This window comes from Flavobacterium coralii (assembly GCF_019891545.1).
GTDB lineage: Bacteria > Bacteroidota > Bacteroidia > Flavobacteriales > Flavobacteriaceae > Flavobacterium > Flavobacterium coralii.
The window spans coordinates 153,290-170,114 of record NZ_JAHDIU010000005.1 but is presented as its reverse complement, the minus strand read 5'-3'; the positions used below and the strand labels follow the sequence as shown (position 1 = coordinate 170,114).

The window sequence follows — 16,825 nt, the reverse complement described above, 5'->3', positions numbered from 1 at the left end:
CCTACAAATGATGCCGGAATCGGCACCACCACTTCGTTATAAACGGTCTGAACCGGGTTGATCTCCAGCTCGGTCCACTCTTCAAGAAGGGTATAATCCGCAAACACACCGGCGTTAGCGGTGTTGGTGGTAATAAGCACCCTGTAGATTGATCCGTCATCCAGCGGCTGTGTCAGCCTGGAGAAGAAACGGAGCTGCGGGTTTGCCGGTACCGGGAAAGTAGGGGTTACCAGCCAGTCCTCAGGTATGCCGGTTGCAACGTTCTCCCTGTTAAGGTAGGCAGCGTGCGTACCTGCATAAGGGGGTTGTGTAGGGTTGCCAGCCTGGCTTTGCGCCCAGGTGACAGCCGGCCCAATGCCATTATTGTATATCTCCCAGCCGGTAGGCGGCCAGGTGCCTTCAAAGCCTTCAAGAGGCAACTGTGCGAAGGCGCAGAATGACATTAATGACATGAAAAATAATAGAGTAATTTTTTTCATAAATTAATGGTTTAGCTAATTTTAATCTCCAAATTTAAAAAAATATAACTAATTCATAACATTTTATTGAAATTTAACATTGTAGGAATAAACAGTTTGTTTATAAACAATAATTCAAAAATGTGAGTGTTGTTTTTTGTATTTTTGTTATTTATGTAAAGATTATGCTGGAAAAAGAAATTATAAATTTTGAGAAAACTGTAATAGCAGGTGTTGTAACGCAGGAACAGAGTGAGGATAAGCTTGCTGAATATCTTGACGAACTTGAATTTTTAACCTTTACCGCAGGTGGCGAAGTGGTAAAAAGGTTCTCCCAAAAAATGGATAAACCCAACCCTAAAACTTTTTTAGGTACCGGAAAAATAGAGGAGATACATACCTATGTTAAAGAGCACGATGTTAAGACGGTAATTTTTGACGATGAGCTATCGCCGGCACAGCAAAAAAACCTGAACAAGATACTGGACTGCAAGGTGCTTGACCGTACGAACCTTATCCTTGATATTTTTGCCCAACGTGCCGAAACCAGCTATGCCCGCACGCAGGTAGAGTTGGCACAGTGCCAGTACTTACTGCCGCGCCTTAGTGGTATGTGGACGCACCTTGAGCGTCAAAGGGGTGGTATTGGTATGCGTGGCCCCGGTGAAACAGAGATTGAAACCGACAGGCGTATTGTGCGCGACAGGATTGCCCTGCTGAAAGACAAAATTAAAACCATCGACAGGCAGATGTCGGTGCAGCGCAGCAACAGGGGTGCATTGGTAAGGGTAGCCCTTGTGGGTTATACTAACGTAGGAAAATCTACATTAATGAATGTTATTAGCAAAAGCGAAGTTTTTGTAGAGAACAAGCTTTTCGCCACGCTTGATACAACTGTAAGGAAGGTGGTGATAAAGAACCTGCCGTTCCTGTTAAGCGATACTGTTGGATTTATACGAAAGCTACCTACCCAGCTTATTGAATCGTTTAAAAGTACGCTTGATGAAGTCAGGGAGGCCGATTTGCTGCTGCATGTTGTAGATATATCGCATCCTGACTTTGAAGACCATATACAGTCGGTAAATAGTATACTGAAGGAGATACAATCTGATGATAAGCCTACAATAATGGTATTCAACAAGATTGATGCTTATAAGCCCTTAACTATTGACGAAGACGATCTTGTTACTGAAAGGACGACGAGGCATTACTCTTTAGAGGAATGGAAGGCTACATGGATGGCTAATGTGGGTGAGAACAATGCCTTGTTTATTTCTGCAATAAACAAAGAGAACATGGAGGAGTTCCGCCAAAAGGTTTATGAAGCCGTAAGGCAGATACACATTACCCGTTTCCCCTATAATAACTTTTTGTATCCGGATTATAACGAGAACAGCGCAACGGAAGAAGAGTAAAAAATTATAATAAATAAAAAGGGTGGCTTAACTGAACTGCCCCCAAAAAGTTAGACACTATTTGGGGGCATTTTAATGGAAAGAAAAGTCAAGTACAGTTATGAGTTTAAACTTCACTGCGTAGAAGAAGTTTTAAAAAAAGACAGATCTATGGAATCTGTTTCTAATGAAAAAGCTATTAGTCAAACCAATTTAAGAAGATGGGTTGGCTTCTATCGTAAGTATGGTAATAAAGGGCTTTTACCGCGTAAAAACGAGTGATATAGTCCTGATTTTAAGTTTAAGGTCTTGCATACGATTGATAAGAAGTCATTATCTTTGAGTGAGGCCTGTTTGTTTTTTAATATTCCAAACGATTCTGTTATCGTAAATTGGCAAAAGCAATTTCAAGAACAAGGATTCTCTGGCCTGGAAGATAAACCCAAAGGCAGGCCCAGATCCATGAATTATAAAAGAGCAAAAAAGAAACCTACCAAACCACTTACCCGGGAAGAAGAGCTTTTACTTGAGAATGAATCTTTACGTATGCAGGTGGATTACCTAAAAAAGTTACAGGCCTTAATTCAAATCGAAAAAACCACACTCAAAACAAAAAGCGCAAGCCATAGAGGAGTTAAGGCATAAATATGATTTAAATGCTTTATTAGATCATATAGGTATGGCACGTAGCAGTTATTATTACTATCGGAAAAAAGTCAGTCTAAAGATAAGTATCAGCAGATAAAAGAAATTATTAAGTCAGTCTACCATACTCACAAAGGAAGGTTTGGTTACCGGCGTATTACTTTAGAGATTAAGCAGAGAGGGTATGTAATAAATCACAAAACGATATTAAGGTTAATGAAGGTTCTGGGGCTTAAAAGTTTAATAAGAGTTAAGAAATATAAGTCCTATAAAGGTGAGCGTGGTAAAATACCTCCTAATAATTACAGCGTGATTTTAAAACAGAGCAACCCAATCAAAAATGGGCGACTGATATAACAGCGTTTAATGTTAAAGGGAAGAAACTATACTTATCGCCTGTGATTTATTTAATGGAGAAATAATAAGCTATGAATTATCAGAGAGTCCAAACTTTAAACAGGTAATTAATATGCTTAAGAGCGCATTTAGAAAAATAGAAAAGAACACTAATCTTATACTACATTCTGACCAGGGATGGCAATATCAAATGAAACAGTATCAACAAATACTTAAAGATAAAGGTATTAGACAAAGTATGTCAAGAAAAGGTAATTGCCTGGATAATGCCATTATTGAAAACTTCTTTGGTATAATTAAATCAGAACTGTTCTACCTTGAGAAATTTAGCTCGGTTAATCATCTAAAAGAACAGATAACAAAGTATATTACTTACTATAATAACGATAGAATTAAACTTAATTTAAACGGAATGAGCCCAGTTAAATACCGGGCTCATTATTGTCAAATTTAATTATAAATTTGTCTAAACTTTTGGGTGCACTCTAAACGGCCACCCTTTTTTTATATGCTGTAAGCAGTTTTTAGTTTACACCGCTAACTGTAAGGTTATCTATCTGGAATGCACCGCTTAGGGTATCGTCAGTTCCTGATCCTGTAACTTTAAAGCCAATGTGTACTTGGCCTGAAAAACCTGAAAGGTCTATAACACCTGAGTTTACAAACTCATACCATGCTGTAGTGCTTGTTGGTAAAGTAGCCTGGTCAGTAACATTTACTTTAGTTGCGCTAACAATATCAGTGCCGTTAAAGTTGCTGATGATAAATATTTCAAGCTTGTTATCATCAGAGTTGTCCACTTCAAGATGGTGCTGAGCAGTCTCAAAGGTAAAGCTAACACTACTGTAGTCATCAAGGTTAATGGCAGGGGTAATCATCCATCCTTCATTAACAGTACTTCCTGAACCATATGCATTAAATTCTGAATAGCCATTTTCCTGGAATACTTTTTCGCTCCATTGCCTTATACCCGTTTCCGCAATATTATACCAGCCTTCAAAGTTAAAAGTAGTGTTATTAACTGCAGTCTGAAAATCTTCAGTAAAGAACGGGTCTCCGACTTCAATTGGCAAGTCGCCAATCCTTTCACTGTTGAGGTTTATATCAGTTTCATAACGTGAAACAAACTGGTAAGTAGTGTTGAATTTAGTAAGGATACCTGTAATGCTACCGTTACCTGATGCAACCTGTATACCGGCGTAATCAGCAAATGAACTTGTTCTGAATGGCACAGTATAAGTTTCCTCTTCAGAGTTGGTTATATAAGTAAGGGTTTGCCCGCCCGCATCAACGTTTGCAGCGTTGTAGTACGTCTGGTTAAGAGAGCCGTCAGTAAACTGAACACCTTCAAAACGGATTAACCTGCCTATGTAGCTGTCATTGATCTGGCTTAGGTCAGTAATTACATTTACAAGGTTTGATTCATCAATGATAGTACAGGACCTGAAAATATGGTTTTTGTAAAGCTCTGTTGGTATCTGACCAACGTTACTTCCAAAAAGAGCTCCTATCTGAAGGGTGTTGCTCCTTATTTGTGTGTAAAGGCCGTCAAGCTTAATATAAACTTTTCTTCCCACACCATAATCAGTAAACAGCTCAGCCTGGTTTACCTGTATAGAGAAGCCAATGTTACCCGCGCGAAGTTCGCCATTCTCATCTGTAACAATGTTGTTAAGGTAAATTGTCTTGTAAAAGTTACCGCCTTTGTCGCTCGATACTACTACAGCCTCTATATAGTCATCAGCATTTTCGTCTGCAGCCTGGTAAAGGGTAGCAACACTTGTAGCCTGGTTATATATTTCTTCAACAGTTTTAGTTGCAGTGATAGAAGTTTCTGTACACTCCAGTGCAGGAATGTTGTAATCGTCATCATTAACACAGCTGGTAAGGGTACCTGCTGCAAGCGCCATGAATAAAATTGATTTTAAAAATTTAGTTTTCATATCTAATTTTTGTTTAATTAAAAGTTGAGATAAAGGTTTACGAAATAGTTCCTTCCGTAACCGAAAAAGTATTTAGGGCCAAAAGAACGTGCAGGGCCTGCCATATCCTGGCTAAGCTGCCTGTAGTTGGCATTCCTTGCCTGCTCAAAACCACCTGTTTTATATGAAAAATCGAACAGGTTGTTGATGCTTGCAAATATACCAAGGGTTTTATCGCCAATCCTCCATGACTTACCGCCCGTAAGGTTGATGATAGTGGCAGGGTCTAATTTTTCCTGCTTCAGCAATTGCCTTGCACCTGCTTCTGTAGCTTCAGGGAAAGGGAAACCATCTATATCTTCATTGTTTATAAAGAAGTTGTCTGTCCTTAATAACGGCGAAATATCTATATAATTGTCGGCAAGGTAGTTAACACTTGCACCGATCCACCAGTAATGCGGATCCCTGTACTCAAGGTCAAACGAGTATGCCTGCTGAGGCATCCCCGGCTGCTTGTAGTCTTTCATTGTAGAACGTCCGAAATCTATAGTAGAACGGAAGTTATCAACGTTAAGCTTTACGTTAGGGTCGCTGTTATAGGTATACTGACCGTAAGCAGCAACCGCAGTAGCCTTAATGGTAGAAGTAATCTGGTATTCTATACCAAGCTCACCGCCTATGTTCTGCTTATCTAAGCCGGTAACAATTTCTGCTGCAAAAGCATTGTTAAGCCTTTGGCCAGCCTGTCCGTTGGTACCGTCTCCTTCAGGAATAACAAGAGCAAGACCTTCCGCATAGTAGAAGCTGATGTCGGTAACATCTGTAATCCTTGAGAAGTAACCTGTAATACGTGCTTTTAATTTAGGAGCCCTTATGATATAGCTGATGTCTCCGCCATAAATTGTTTCACTTTCAAGCCCTTCAACAATATTGTTATTTAACCTGGCATTGCTGAAAGTATTCCTTAATGTTGGTGCCTTTGTCATAAAGATACCATTGAAGTCGAACATGTGGCGGCCTGTAAATTTATAAGTAAAGCCTCCTTTAAAGCCAAAGTTGTTAAAGGTGCGCTCTTCGCTTTTACCAAACGAGTTGGTAGAATAGTTACCATTTTGGTATATACCTTCTCTCTGGTATTCTGTCCATGAATAGTTCTGTGCAAGGTAGAACTCTGTTTTGCCATAGTTGAACCTGAACTGTGTAAAGGCATCAATAATATCGGCAAACAGGTTGTAGTTATAACCAAACTCATCGCCCACACCTACTACTCGGTTAGGGTTGTTAAGGTCGCTTTGCCTTGCATCACCAATAAGGAAAGGGTCTATATCAAGGTAACCGCTACCGCCTAAAAGGTCTAACAGGTTCTGGAAGTTGTGCGACTTCAGTTTCCTGTAGGTAATACCAGCATTTAGCACGATATGGTCTGTAAGCTGAGAGTTTAAGATAGAGTTTGCAGTAAACATACGGTCATCCGTCCTGTCTTCATAAAGTACTGCAAGGCTTTCGCCGTTTTCAATGTTATCTCTGTACAATTTGTCCCAGTCAATTTGCCTGTTGGCAAGGAACCTTTCTCTTGCAAGGTTTGCATACAGTTGGTTTTCAGGGCTGTCGCCTACGTAAACCGGTGCCTGTGCATCGGGTGCAGGGAATTCAAATTGTGTAGTATAAAAACTTGGCAGGTTCCTGTAGTAAGTTGGGTCAGGGTTCCTGGTATAGTTAAAATCGAGCCTGCTGTTACCAATTTTACCAAACTGGTAAGCAATGTTAGTGTTAAGCGTGTTCTTCTCGTTTATTTTCCAGTAGTGGCCCAGCATAAAAATAGGCTCCTCTACGTCTTTATCGCGAGAGTTCCTTTTTTTGCCATTCTGCCATCCCCAGTATGAATTGTACTTTTCGCCTGCAAGGTCTATAACTTCCTGAGTGTTAGGAGAGTTTTTGCCGCGGCTGTTTTGTGCATATATACTGGTAAAGTTAATGCTGTGGTGGTCGTTTATCTTTTTCTCTACGCTTGCAAAGAATGAATTTGCATCATAATCGGTACCTTCAAAGTAACCTTCCTGAGCCCACCTTCTTGAAGCTGAAATTACATAAGCCCAGCCATTTTCATCCATACCGGAAGCATGGGTAGCCATTGCCCTCCAGCTGTAGTTGGTGTTGGTTCCTGAAAATGATATCCTGCTTCCGGGCCTGAAAGTAGATGCCCTTATGTTTATTTCCTGTGTACCCAATATACCGCCAAAAGTATAATCAGATGCATCAGAACCTATGGTAAACTCTTGGTTACGGGTTACATCGTTAAGTCCGCCCCAGTTGCTCCATTGCGGCCTTCCGTCATAAAGTTTATCCATTGGCACACCATTTATCATGGTCTTACCATATTCGTTGTCAAGTCCCCTAACGCGGAATCTTGCCTGTCCAAAATCAAAAGCGGCAGCCTGCATAAAAATATCCCTCGATGCCTGCAATAAGCCCGCTGTACTTTCAGAGTTTCCGTTGTCATCTCCCAAATCACTCTCTGTCAGCGTTATAAGGCTTAGCTGTTGTTCAGAGGTAATGTCCTGTTCAAGCGCAACAACACCAATATCAAGTGTCTGGCCTTCTGTTACCTGCAGTGTAAACGTCTGCGTAACATAGCCTGTGCTCCCTACCGTAAGGGTAAGGTTGCCCTTGGCAACTTTTTCAAAGGTAAACACACCCTGCACGTTAGTAAGTGCAGTCTGGTTTGTTCCTTCAAGTGTTGCCACAACATTCTGGATAGGCTGCTGCGTTTTTGAATCGACTACTTTACCCGTTATCAATGCCGTTTGTTGCGACCATGCCACAACCGCCTGCACTGTGAGTAAAAGGCTGAATACTAGTTTTTTCATAGATAAAATTAAATTATTTCCTTTTTTGTCAAGTTAAATATTTCTTAACGGGCGCAAATGTACACCATTTAAAATAATTAACTACTTTTGGCACCCGTTTTGTTATAAAACTTGATGTTAAATTAATATATGTTAAATAATGATTAGAAAATCAATTGTCCTCTTTTTTGTGTTATTCTCATTTTTTGCTGCCATTGCACAGCAAAAACAGTATAAAGTGCATACAATTGCTTTTTATAACTGTGAGAACCTGTTCGACACAACGAACGACCCGAAGATTAATGACGAGGAATGGCTGCCGAGTGGTTCGCAAAGCTGGACACCCGAAAAATACCAGAAAAAACTTGACAACCTTAGTAAGGTAATTTCTGAAATAGGCGTGGGAGAAAACCCTAACTCGCCAACGGTTTTAGGTGTGGCGGAAATTGAAAACCGCAAGGTTCTGGAAGATCTGGTTAAACAGCCTTTGCTGGTGAATAAAGATTATGGCATTATTCATTTCGATTCTCCTGATAAAAGGGGTATAGATGTTGGCCTGCTTTACCAGAAAAAACATTTTAAGCCTACCAGCTATAAAAACATTCCGCTTATCATTTACCGCAATGCCGAAAATGCTAAAGCAAAGAAAGACGAAGAAGAAAAAACAGATGATAAAACAGAAGCAGACAACCTGGGCAGGGTATATACCCGTGACCAGTTACTAGTTTCGGGACTGCTTGATGGCGAGGAAATACACTTTATAGTGAACCACTGGCCTTCACGCTCAGGCGGAGAAAAGCGCAGCAGCCCTTTCCGTGAGGCGGCAGCTGCTCTAAATAAAAAGATAATTGACTCGCTTTACCAGATAAACCCTAACGCTAAAATCATCACTATGGGCGACCTTAATGATGGCCCTTATAATAAAAGTGTGAAAAAAGTATTGGGTGCACAGGCTAAAAAAGAAGATGTGCAAAAGCAGGGATTATTTAACCCTATGGAAGAGATGAGCGACAGGGGTATTGGTACACTTGCCTATCGCGATGCATGGGATCTTTTTGACCAGATGATCGTGTCTGAACCGCTTATCCGTAAAGATTACTCTAACTTTACCTTTTGGAAAGCGGGAGTATTCAATAAAGGTTACCTAATGCAAACCTCAGGGCAGTACAAAGGCTACCCTGCCCGTAACTGGAACGGTGTTCCCGGCTACAGCGACCACTTCCCGGTTTACCTGTACCTGATAAAACAGATGTAATTTCCATTATAATATATATATTAAGGTTAGCTTCGGCTAACCTTTTTTATTTAGTACTTTTAGTACATAATTTTAATGACAACAATTATGGCAGTAATGAAACCCTTTAACCTTACTAAATGGATAGAAGATAACCGTCACCTGCTTAAACCGCCCGTTGGCAATAAAAACATTTACCCGCTTTCTGACGATTATATTGTTATGGTAGTAGCCGGGCCAAATGCCCGTAAAGATTACCATTATAATGAAACCGAAGAGCTTTTTTACCAGCTTGAAGGCAGTATTAAAGTAGTGATACAGGAAGATGGTGAACGAAAGGAAATGGAACTTAATGCCGGCGACATGTACCTGCACCCCGGCGGCGTGCCGCATTCGCCAAGCAGGAGCGAGGGGAGCATAGGGTTGGTTATAGAACGCAAAAGAGCAGGCAAAGGCTATACCGATGGTTTGCTTTGGTTCTGCGAAAATTGTAACAATAAGCTGCATGAGGTATATTTTGAGCTGAATGATATTGAGAAGGACTTTTTGCCGCATTTTGAACATTATTATAACTCGGAAGAGCTGCGCACCTGCGATAAATGCGGTTCTGTAATGCCAACCGATCCTAAATTTGTGAAGTAGTAAGCAAAACCGCTCTTTAAATGAAAGATAATTATTTAGTAACCCGCTAAATCGGTTAAAATTATCAGAATTACAAAAAAGGGCTATATTTGTGAATTAATAACAATAAACAACATAAAAGTTAAATATGGCAACACTAACCGATAACTTCGGCATACAGGAAGCCCTTGCCAAGCTGGGTATAAAAGAAATTAACGACGGTACTTCTACAGGCAGCAACAGCTTTGCCAATGGCGATATCATAGAATCTTATTCGCCGGTAGATGGCACACTTATAGCAAAAGTAAAAGCTTCTACAGAAGAAGATTATGAAGCCGCTATGGCAAAAGCAACCGAAGCTTTTAAAAGCTGGAGGCTTGTGCCTGCACCCAAGCGTGGTGAAATTGTGCGCCAGATGGGTGATGAGCTTCGCAAGTATAAAGAACCGCTGGGGCAGCTTGTTTCTTATGAAATGGGCAAAAGCCTGCAGGAAGGCCTTGGCGAAGTACAGGAAATGATTGACATCTGCGATTTTGCTGTAGGCTTATCCCGCCAGTTATACGGACTTACCATGCACAGCGAAAGGCCAATGCACCGCATGTATGAGCAGTGGCACCCGGTTGGTGTTGTAGGTATCATTTCTGCATTTAACTTCCCTGTAGCGGTATGGAGCTGGAACTCTATGATTGCCTGGATATGCGGCGATGTATGTATATGGAAACCAAGCGAAAAAACACCACTTTGCGGTATAGCCTGCCAGAATATTATTAAAACCGTACTGGAAAGAAATAATGTGCCGGAAGGTGTTAGCTGCCTTATCAACGGCAGGGAAATAGCCGAGCGCATCAATAACGATAAGCGTATTCCGCTTGTATCGTTTACAGGCTCTACACGTGTGGGCCGTCATGTATCTAAAACCGTTGCCGAGCGTTTTGGTAATACCATATTGGAGCTTGGCGGAAACAATGCCATAATAGTATCTGAACACGCCGATATCAATATGGTGCTTGTGGGTGCTGTGTTCGGTGCTGTGGGTACAGCAGGGCAGCGTTGCACCACCACAAGGAGGCTTATCATACACGAAAGTATGTATGATAAAACCCTTGAGGTGCTTAAGAGCGCTTATGGCCAGTTAAAAATCGGTAACCCGCTGGACAGCAATAACCACGTGGGCCCGCTTATCGATAAAGATTCTGTAAGCAACTATCTTAACGCCATAGAAAAGGCTAAAGCCGAAGGCGGTAAAGTAATTGTAGAAGGCGGAGTTATGCAGGGCGAAGGCTACGAAAGCGGTTGCTACGTAAAGCCATGCATTATAGAAGCTCAAAATAATTTTGAGATAGTACAGCACGAAACATTTGCCCCGATACTGTATGTAATGAAATACAGCAAGCTTGAAGATGCCATTGCTATGCAGAATGACGTTCCGCAGGGATTATCTTCTTCTATCTTTACCCAGAATATGAGGGAAATGGAACTTTTCCTTAGCCAGGCGGGTTCTGACTGTGGTATTGCCAATGTAAACATCGGTACATCGGGCGCTGAAATTGGCGGTGCTTTTGGTGGTGAGAAAGAAACAGGCGGTGGCCGCGAAAGTGGTTCTGACGCGTGGAAAGCTTATATGAGAAGGCAAACCAACACCATTAACTACGGTTCTGAACTGCCATTGGCACAGGGTATCCGTTTTGATTTGTAGTTCATCATCTTATACTATAAAGTATTTTAATACAAAAGGCAGCTCATTGGGCTGCCTTTTGTATTTATTATTCCATTTCCATTCCGATTGAAATGGAGGAATCTTTTATTTTGAGATTTCTCAATTTCGCTTCGCTTCATTCGAAATGGAACTAAACTTTGGGTATTGTTATGTTTTCCATTTCGAGCCTGTCGAGAAATCTATTCTTTGTTTGGGATTTCGCCACTACGCTAACGCTACGGTCAAAATTGAAAAATATTCAAATATCAACGCTCTACTTTATCCACAAACTATCGGTAAAATAATGACGGCAGTCCATAAAATTATGGGCAACGGTAAGGCCGGTTTCAGTAGCCAGTTGTTTAATGTCATCAGGATTGTATTTCTGTGACAGCTCCGTCCAAATCATTTCATCCTTTTCAAAATAAAAAGTAGTGTTAAGTACAGTGCTATGAAAGTGCTGTTTCTTCAGGCTCACCAGGTAACTGTTAACCTCGCCGCTTTTTGGGTTGTAGTCACAGTAAAAATCAAACTGGTCAAGCTTAATATCGGCATCAAGCTCATCGTTAATCCGCTTAAGCAGGTTCATGTTAAACGCCTTGGTAATACCATGCGGGTCGTCATAAGCCTTCTGTATGGTGCGCGGATTCTTTTTTAAGTCCATACCCATCAGCAGCATATCGCCTTTGTGCATACCGGCATTAAACTTCTTGAGCAGGCTTACCGCTTCCTCATGCCTGTAGTTGCCAATGTTGCCCCCTAAAAACAGGAAAAGGTTCGGCTTGCTGTTTTGTGCAAGGCCATTTAGTATTTCAAAATAATCGCCAGTTTGCGGTTGCAAATCTATGTCCGGCAAAACTGCCCTAACATTTTTTTCGAGCGTATCTATAGCTTCCTGAGAAATGTCGATGGGTATATAAGTAAAGTTTGCACCTTTAGCCATAAAAGTGGCCAGCAGGTGGCGTGTTTTCATACCATCGCCACAACCAAACTCTACAATATTAAACTCCTGGTTGGCAAAAGGCAGTTGTTGCAATATCCTGTCCGACTGCTGCGAAAGTATTTCAAACTCACACCCGGTTGGGTAGTACTCAGCCATTTTCATGATCTGCATAAAAATACGGCTGCCATTATCATCATAAAAGTATTTTGATGAAAGATGTTTTTCCTTGCCCGAAAGCCCTTCCAGTACATCTTCTGCAAAAGGCGTGGTGGTTATTGTTGTTGCTGTGTTCATGGTTCTTTTGTTATTTTTTTACAAGCCTGATGCCGTTAAACTGCCACCGTTCCTGCGGGTGAAAAAAGTTGCGGTAAGTAGCCCGGCTGTGCCCGGGGCTGGTTGCACATGATGCCCCGCGAAGCACCATCTGGTTTATCATGAATTTGCCATTATACTCGCCAACTGCTCCGTCTGCCTTGGCAAAACCAGGGTAGGGCAGGTATGCGCTGTGTGTCCATTCCCAGCGTTTGCCCCAGTCTAATTTATCGGAGGCAGCTTCCCATTCAAACTCTGTTGCCAGCCGCATGCCTTTCCATTCGGCATAGGCTGCCGCTTCATAAAAGCTTATATGGGTAACCACAGCATCAGGGTCTACATCGGTTAGCCCGCGCATAGTATAATGTTTCCATTGCCCGTTTATTTTGTACCAGTACATTGGGGCATCAACGCTATTCTCATTTACCCACGCCCAGCCTTCATCCAGCCAGTAATTAAAATCAGTATAGCCGCTGGCTTCAATAAAAGCTATATATTCGGCATTTGTAACCAACTGGTTGGCTATCTCAAAACGGTTGAGATATACTTTGTGCCTGCCAAGCTCGTTATCATAACAAAATCCGTTACCGTTATAGCCTGTCTCATAAACTCCTTCTTCAATAGTAATAAATCCGCTACTATCATTTACCTGGCTTTCCCAGTCAATAGCTTTATTATATATGGGGAAAGTTGGGTTACAGCCTAATATATATTTTATGTCTGCCAGTAAAAGCTCCTGATGCTGCTGCTCATGGTTAATGCCCAGCATTACCAGCTCGTGTATGCTTTCGTTTTGCAAGGCAGCTTCCATGTGGCTATCTACATATTTGCGATATTCGTAAACAGCATCAACTCCCGGCCTTGTTATGGCGCCCCTGTCAGCCCTGAATGTCCTGTCGCCTATATTGTTATAGTAGCTGTTGAACAGGAAGCAAAAATCTGCATCAAAAACCTTATAACCCGGCAGGTGCTTTGTCAGGATAAATTCTTCAAAAAACCAGGTGCTGTGTGCAAGGTGCCATTTGGGCGGACTCACAAATACGGCAGGCTGGGGTATATAGTCTTCTGTGTGCAGCACACGGCATATTTCTTCAGTGCGCTGCCTTACAGAAAGGTAGTCTTGTAACAGGTTCATTAGCAATAGATATATTACTAATTTACAAATAATGCAGTGCGGCTGGTTTTTTCCTACTTATTTTAACCAAAAAATAACAGTTGTAGTAGAAGAAGCGCAACCTTTATACAATTAATGCATCTATATCCAAAAAACACGTACTTATGAAAAAAATAATTCTTTTTGCAATGATGTTATCTCTGTCGGTTGCATGTAGCGGTGATGATGATGATAACAATGATGTTATTTGTACCGAAGAGGCACGTGCCGGGTTAAACGTAACGGTTAAAGATGCCGAAACTGCCCAGGTGCTTGGAGAAGGCGTTACAGTTGTTGCCACAGATGGTGCTTATACCGAAACACTCCAGTATCTTGATGCGCCGGCTCAGTTTGTAGGGGCTTGGGAGCGTGCAGGTACTTATACGCTTACTGTTACCGCAGAAGGTTATGAAACCTTTACATCGCAACCGATAGCCGTGGGAGAAGATGAGTGCCATGTAATCAGCGAAATAATAACGGTGCAGCTACAGCCTGCAGACTAACCGGATATTTCTTGATACAGTCTTGCTTATCAAAGAATTAGATTTAATATAAATAACCGGTAGTATTTGCTTTATTAAGATAATACTGTACATTTGCACCACACAAATAAAAAAGAAATAAAATGCGTTTCACAAAACTTACATATCAGCTTAACGATGCAGGAGAAAGCATTCTTGCGTTGGCCCCGGGTTTTGTAGCGCAGTTTAGTTTTAAATAGATATTTATAAACTTACAAATATATACGCCCGGAACCTGAAAGCTCCGGGCTTTTTTTATGCCATGATTTTAAACATTGTACAACATACAGTATTTAGCCAGACAGGGTGGAACTTACCAATAAGTGAGCTGGACTACCTATGCACTGAACCGGATATTTCCTCTTGAAAGGAGAGAAATGCTTTCGCATGAGCAAGGCCCGGTTCTGTTACAGGAACCGGGCTTTTTATTTTAAATAAGTTCTGATAAACAAGTAATACATGACAGATTAATAAATGGGGTTCATCTGAAAAAGTTGAATCCGTAACAGCTAAAGCTATGGAAACAACAACACTTAAAACAATGCTGCCGGGCGCAGCGGCCTCAGGTTTTACCGATATGGTAAACAGGGCATACAGCCAGCAACAGGTGCTTACAGGCAATAAGGGTACGCTGCAATCTATTATAGCTGCACATTTTGCACAAATGAGTGCAACCGGCAACCTATGGAAGCGAGATACCTTCAGGGCGTTATTGCTGCACCTGTATGAGCAGCGTTGTTTTAGTGTGGTGCGTATGCCCGATTATATAGACGTACTTGCGGCTATGAGTAGCTTTGGCAATAAGCTGGTGCGCGATGTGGAAGTATGGCAAAAAACCGACAGCACTCCGGATGAGCAATTAGCATCATTAATACGTCACTGTTTTGCAAAATATCCTGTTCCGCAGTTTATGGAGCATGTATTTGCTACCGGCAATAAAATACACATGTATTGGTATGTTCAGCTTGGCAGGGGTGAAAGCGTGCTTGCATTAAGTGGTTTTCCGGTAAAATTTACGAATAAAATGAGCCACTTTTTCAGGCTTACACCTGCGGGTTATACCGTAAACCAGGCAATAAGGCGTGCACAGGCACTTGGCTATGGCGCAGGCACAGAGCGTGCAGAAATGATGGCATGGAGCATGCTCGCAGACGGTTTTGAGCATGAAGCTTTTTGGAGTGGTGTTATACAATTTATATGCAATGCAGAGGATACCATAACCCTTGACAAGTTGCAGGTTGTATTGCAGTATGTAGAGAGCCTTAGGGTGTATCAGCCACAAATGAGCATGCAGGGCCGTACTTGGGCAGCTTTGTTGCGGCAGGCCGAAGAACGGCATGCGGAACAGGCAAAAAGGCGTGCGGAAGAAGACCGCCTTTACTGGCCAAAGTCGGGTATAAGAGCTTTGCGTGTAGAAAAGGACGAGGCAGTTTTTGCAACGGTTGAACTTACCGATTCTGAGATGTTGTATGAAGAGGGTGCAGAGATGAGCCACTGTGTAGCCAGTTATGATTATGATTGCTATGAGGGTAATATAGCAATATTCTCATTGCGCCGCTACACAAAAGGTGAGGAAGGTTTTACCCGTTTGGCTACCGTTGATGTTTCCCTGAGGGAAAGAGAAATCGTTGAAGCTAAAAGTAAATATAATGCCTACGTTACTGATGATGTACAGGCTTTACTTGTAATATGGGCTAAACAGGAAAACCTTGCTTTAGTATATGACTATGAAGATGGATTTTATGAGCCTGCACCGGTAGTTGTGCAGCGACCACAGGCAGAAACTGAACCTGCATGGATATGGTTGAAATTTGCTTTCTTCATATTGTTGATATCGATGAAAATGTGCAGCAGCAACAGGCAGGAACCTGAATATAGGTTCGAAAAGATGCCGGATGGCTCAGTCAGGCTGGATCATCTGGACAAATAGTTTTCAGGGGCAGCTTGCCTGCCCCTTTTATTATTATTTAAAAAATATTAATCGCCGAAAGGCACAATAATAACAGATATGGGCATTAATACCTATGAAGTGATGTACATTCAGGCGAGGGACAATTACCCGTATAACGTGGATGAATGCATTGAAAAATTACAATATGTAATAGCGGCGGATGATGAGCATGCCGGCGCACATTGCCTTATGGGGCAGATTTATGATGAGCAGCTTAATGATTATAAACAGGCAGAGTATTACTACCGTATGGCATTATACCTTGATAAGGAATATACCACTACATACTACTATTACATAAACCTGCTTATTAACCACAACAGGCTCGATGAAGCATTAAAAGTAATTGATATAGGCCTTACTGTGCAGGGTATAGATGTTGCCACTATGTATTACTACAAAGGGCTCTTATATGAAAAATTTGAGATGTACAGGTCGGCGACAGAATATTATACCGAAGCTAAAAAGCACTGTATGAACAACTATTTCATGAGCCAGCTTGACGAGCAGCTAAAACGGGTTAAAAATAAAAAAGCCCTGCTGAAGAAGTCAGAAAAAAAGGAAGGCAAAAAGTCCAGGAAAAAGGATTCTTCCAACTAAGAACCAGCCGCCTCAGGGCGGCTTTTTTACTTTTAGCTATCAGCTATCAGCTATCAGCTATTAGATTTCAGATTTCAGATTTGGGAAAACAACTAAGTTACGAATAACCAGTAACCTAAAAACCAACAACTCGGAACGCTCAACCCGAAACGATTGACCATTAACCCGCAAC

The 16,825-nt window shown here is 41.5% G+C and carries 16 protein-coding genes; 11 read left to right on the top strand and 5 right to left on the bottom strand.

What is annotated here, in order from left to right; genetic code table 11:
- The coding region (locus KJK34_RS10065; RefSeq protein ID WP_223053745.1) for a choice-of-anchor J domain-containing protein at positions 1–479 on the bottom strand (479 nt) is incomplete at its 3' end.
- A gap of 164 nt (positions 480–643) precedes the next feature.
- Between KJK34_RS10065 and hflX the strand changes: the two genes are divergently transcribed.
- The 5 genes from hflX (at position 644) to KJK34_RS15380 (ending at position 3,308) form a co-directional block, all read left to right on the top strand.
- On the top strand, positions 644–1,873 hold the full coding sequence (hflX, locus tag KJK34_RS10060) for a GTPase HflX (protein ID WP_223053744.1): 1,230 nt from the start codon (positions 644–646) through the stop codon (positions 1,871–1,873).
- Between the two features lie 75 nt (positions 1,874–1,948).
- Positions 1,949–2,134 (top strand): transposase, encoded by a 186-nt coding sequence (locus KJK34_RS15390; protein WP_223053743.1) that lies wholly within the window; start codon positions 1,949–1,951, stop codon positions 2,132–2,134.
- Positions 2,135–2,161: 27 nt separating this feature from the next.
- Positions 2,162–2,497, top strand: a complete 336-nt coding sequence (locus KJK34_RS10050) for a helix-turn-helix domain-containing protein (RefSeq protein WP_223053742.1) — start codon at positions 2,162–2,164, stop codon at positions 2,495–2,497.
- Between the two features lie 96 nt (positions 2,498–2,593).
- On the top strand, positions 2,594–2,854 hold the full coding sequence (locus tag KJK34_RS15385; protein WP_223053754.1) for an IS3 family transposase: 261 nt from the start codon (positions 2,594–2,596) through the stop codon (positions 2,852–2,854).
- 28 nt (positions 2,855–2,882) lie between these two features.
- The gene (locus tag KJK34_RS15380) at positions 2,883–3,308 is read left to right on the top strand and encodes an IS3 family transposase (protein ID WP_223053753.1); all 426 of its coding nucleotides are present in this window, start codon (positions 2,883–2,885) and stop codon (positions 3,306–3,308) included.
- Positions 3,309–3,378: 70 nt separating this feature from the next.
- Here KJK34_RS15380 and KJK34_RS10035 read toward each other — a convergent pair whose 3' ends face one another.
- Both KJK34_RS10035 and KJK34_RS10030 read right to left on the bottom strand, forming a co-directional pair.
- On the bottom strand, positions 3,379–4,797 hold the full coding sequence (locus tag KJK34_RS10035; RefSeq protein ID WP_223053741.1) for a DUF5689 domain-containing protein: 1,419 nt from the start codon (positions 4,795–4,797) through the stop codon (positions 3,379–3,381).
- A gap of 17 nt (positions 4,798–4,814) precedes the next feature.
- On the bottom strand, positions 4,815–7,643 hold the full coding sequence (locus tag KJK34_RS10030) for a TonB-dependent receptor (RefSeq protein WP_223053740.1): 2,829 nt from the start codon (positions 7,641–7,643) through the stop codon (positions 4,815–4,817).
- A 139-nt stretch (positions 7,644–7,782) separates the two neighbouring features.
- On the opposite strand from KJK34_RS10030, the gene KJK34_RS10025 reads away from it, so the two are divergent.
- The 3 genes from KJK34_RS10025 (at position 7,783) to amaB (ending at position 11,173) form a co-directional block, all read left to right on the top strand.
- Positions 7,783–8,877 (top strand): endonuclease/exonuclease/phosphatase family protein, encoded by a 1,095-nt coding sequence (locus KJK34_RS10025; RefSeq protein ID WP_223053739.1) that lies wholly within the window; start codon positions 7,783–7,785, stop codon positions 8,875–8,877.
- A gap of 87 nt (positions 8,878–8,964) precedes the next feature.
- Positions 8,965–9,498, top strand: coding sequence for a 3-hydroxyanthranilate 3,4-dioxygenase (locus KJK34_RS10020; protein WP_223053738.1), 534 nt, complete (start codon positions 8,965–8,967; stop codon positions 9,496–9,498).
- 127 nt (positions 9,499–9,625) lie between these two features.
- Entirely contained in the window at positions 9,626–11,173 is a 1,548-nt protein-coding gene (gene amaB, locus KJK34_RS10015) for an L-piperidine-6-carboxylate dehydrogenase (protein ID WP_223053737.1), read from the top strand.
- A gap of 274 nt (positions 11,174–11,447) precedes the next feature.
- Here amaB and KJK34_RS10010 read toward each other — a convergent pair whose 3' ends face one another.
- On the bottom strand, positions 11,448–12,410 hold the full coding sequence (locus KJK34_RS10010; RefSeq protein ID WP_223053736.1) for an L-histidine N(alpha)-methyltransferase: 963 nt from the start codon (positions 12,408–12,410) through the stop codon (positions 11,448–11,450).
- A gap of 10 nt (positions 12,411–12,420) precedes the next feature.
- Positions 12,421–13,563 carry an ergothioneine biosynthesis protein EgtB gene (egtB, locus tag KJK34_RS10005; RefSeq protein WP_223053735.1) on the bottom strand — a complete coding sequence of 381 codons (1,143 nt, stop codon included), beginning with the start codon at positions 13,561–13,563 and terminating at the stop codon, positions 12,421–12,423.
- 143 nt (positions 13,564–13,706) lie between these two features.
- Here egtB and KJK34_RS10000 point away from each other — a divergent pair, with 143 nt between their 5' ends.
- The 3 genes from KJK34_RS10000 (at position 13,707) to KJK34_RS09990 (ending at position 16,653) form a co-directional block, all read left to right on the top strand.
- Positions 13,707–14,084 (top strand): carboxypeptidase-like regulatory domain-containing protein, encoded by a 378-nt coding sequence (locus KJK34_RS10000; protein WP_223053734.1) that lies wholly within the window; start codon positions 13,707–13,709, stop codon positions 14,082–14,084.
- Between the two features lie 535 nt (positions 14,085–14,619).
- Positions 14,620–16,032: a PcfJ domain-containing protein gene (locus KJK34_RS09995; protein ID WP_223053733.1), complete on the top strand. Its 1,413-nt coding sequence runs from the start codon at positions 14,620–14,622 to the stop codon at positions 16,030–16,032.
- Between the two features lie 78 nt (positions 16,033–16,110).
- Positions 16,111–16,653 (top strand): hypothetical protein, encoded by a 543-nt coding sequence (locus tag KJK34_RS09990; protein ID WP_223053732.1) that lies wholly within the window; start codon positions 16,111–16,113, stop codon positions 16,651–16,653.
- The last annotated feature ends 172 nt before the right edge of the window (positions 16,654–16,825 follow it).